Origin of the sequence: Kitasatospora sp. NPDC058032, assembly GCF_042885845.1 — a bacterium.
Lineage (GTDB): Bacteria > Actinomycetota > Actinomycetes > Streptomycetales > Streptomycetaceae > Kitasatospora.
Genome location: NZ_JBHVRK010000069.1, coordinates 1 through 2392, shown reverse-complemented (window position 1 = coordinate 2392; position 2392 = coordinate 1). Strand labels below are relative to the sequence as shown.

Sequence of the window (2392 nt, the reverse complement as noted above, 5' to 3'; positions counted from 1 at the left end):
AGTCGAGGTCGGCTTCCTCGCCCTCGCTCGACGGGTGCCAAGCGGTGACCGCCGCCTGGCATAGAGAGCGTTGGAACGAGCTGACCTGCGTTTTTCCAACTCGAGGGGTGTCTGTCCGTATCCGTCGCCGCCTGGAAGCGGGGGCTCCGCCGTTCGCTGGGCGGCCAGTGACACCCCCGTTCCACACGCCCCGGAGTTCCAACGCGGCCCGGAGTTCCAACGCGGCCCGGAGCTCCGGTTGGCGCCGGAGCTCGCTGCGGGCCTTCTGCGGTGGTTCAATTCCAGCGGTCGGCTTCCGGCGTACCGGAGGCCGACCGCTAACCGATTTTCTGTCGCGGGGCTGTGGTTCAGATGCGGGTCATGGTGGACGCGTAGCCGCCCCCACCGGGGTAGACCCAGTCGCCGGTCATCTGAATGCCGTCGGCGTTGAACTTGCCTTCGAAGTAGGCGGGGCTGCCATTCTCGCCCGCCCAGATGGTGAGCTTGTCGTCGACCAGCTCGTAGACGTAGTCGAAGGTGTTGCCCTGGGAGTCGTAGTACCGCGACACCACGTCGTCGCCGGGCTGCTCGCCGAACGGGCGGAGGTGGCCGATCATCTCCATGCCGGAGACCTGTTCGCCGTCCTGGGTGAGGTCCACGTGCTGGATCAGGAAGAATCCGCCGGGCATCCACTCGTACCGGACGGTGCCTTCGGCTCCGCCGGTGACGGCCCAGGTGCCGACCAGGCGGTCGAGAGACTTCAGTTCAGCGCTCGGCGTGTTGGCTTCGGACATGTCGTTCTCCTCGAAAGGTCTCTTCCGGGTTCCACTTGGTCGCCTTCCCGCCCAGCGGGGGAGGAGGCTTCTTTCGCCGGTCGTCAGGAGACGGGCTGCCGGGGAATGGGGTCGGTGGGCCTGCTGGGGGGCTCGCGGTGCCCGCCCCCCCGGGGGGGCGCGGTCTTACGCTGCACGGTCCGGGGGGCGGGGCGGTGGCGACATGCCGTGTCGCCGTCCGACAGAACCCTTCCGCGTGGGCCCGTACCAAGCGGATCGAAAAGTGGATCGAATAGTTCCGGAAGTAACGGTTATCTTCGCAGCGACGGCGGAGGAACCGTCGCTGCGGTGGTTCGGTCGCCGCAGCGACCGGAGAGTCGCTCGGTCGCTCGCCCGCGTGTGCGTGCTACCAGGGCAAACGGGCCTTCCGACGTCCGTAGCGACTCAAGCGACTCAAAGTTCGGGTATATGAAGCCATTTCGCGTGTGCAGGTGTGCGTCATATACAGGTGGGTCGAGTCGCTTCAGTCGCTGTCGGGCATCGGCAACCCCTCCGAACTGCCGCTATGTCGATTCAGAGGTACAGCGACTCACGAGGTTCGGTCGCTGTGGAATTCGTACGAGCGAGTAGAGGCTTCTTCGGCCTCGATACGGTGCAAGATTCGGGAAGAGGAAGCTCCGCACAGGCCGGATGTTTTCGCTAATCTGTGTTGGTCGTTGGGTCGCTTCAGTCGCTACGGGGGAACGGTGTATGGCTCCTGAGCTGCGCGTTCTGGGATTCTCCACCGCACGCCCGGGATCCGTCCTCCCGGCTGGGCCGCGGTCTGTGGACGTTGCCCGGTGGTGTGCGGAGCAGGGTTGGCCGGTTCATCCGTTGGCGGCCGGCCGCAAGACTCCGGCGGGCAACTGCGAGGCCTGCCGGGCTCCCGGTCACGCCTACTCGGGCTGTCCATGCCCGGCAGAAGGGCGTTGGTGCCACGGTTTCCGGGCCGCCACCCGTGACGTCGAGAGAATCGTGCGGTGGTGGGGGAGCGCCCCGGAGTCAGGGGTGGGGGTCTCGTGCGGTCCAGCGGGGCTGGTGGTCATCGACATCGACGCCCACGGGCAGGAGCTTCCCGAGCGCGACCGTCTGCTGCCGGGCATCCCCATCCCGGGGCAGGTGGACCTGACGGGCCTCGCGAACGGCTACCACACGCTGGCTGTTCTGGCGGCCCTGCGGGGCGCTCCCGACCCGGCCGCCGACGAGGGCACCCTGCGGGTGCGGACCCCGTCAGGCGGCCTCCACGTCTGGTACCGGGCACCGGACGCCCGTCCGTGGCAGAGTTCTTCGGGGTCGGGTGGCGGGCGTGCGCTGGCCTGGCAGGTGGATGTGCGCGCCCATGGCGGGTACATCATCGCGCCGGGGACGCGGACCCGGGCGGGGGCCTACAGGGTTTTGGGCTCGTGCACCAGGCCTGCGGTGCTGCCGGCCTGGCTGGCCGAGGAGCTTGAGCGTACGGGCCACCTGCCCCGGGACCGGCCGCCCGGGCCCCGCCCCGTGCCGCCCAGAGCGCTCCAGGCGGTCGTCGAGGCGGGCGGCGGCAGGCAGGGGGCCATCAGCGTGCTCGGCTCGGTGCTGGCCGAGGTGACCGCCTGCGCGGC

General features: G+C 68.9%; 2 protein-coding genes. One reads left to right on the top strand and one right to left on the bottom strand.

Features of this window, described 5'->3' with window-relative positions; translation table 11 throughout:
• Positions 1-347: 347 nt before the first annotated feature.
• Positions 348-773, bottom strand: coding sequence for a hypothetical protein (locus tag ACFVUH_RS37300; protein WP_387918087.1), 426 nt, complete (start codon positions 771-773; stop codon positions 348-350).
• A 729-nt stretch (positions 774-1502) separates the two neighbouring features.
• Between ACFVUH_RS37300 and ACFVUH_RS37295 the strand changes: the two genes are divergently transcribed.
• A partial coding sequence (locus ACFVUH_RS37295) for a bifunctional DNA primase/polymerase (RefSeq protein ID WP_387918086.1) occupies positions 1503-2392 on the top strand: 890 nt, incomplete at its 3' end.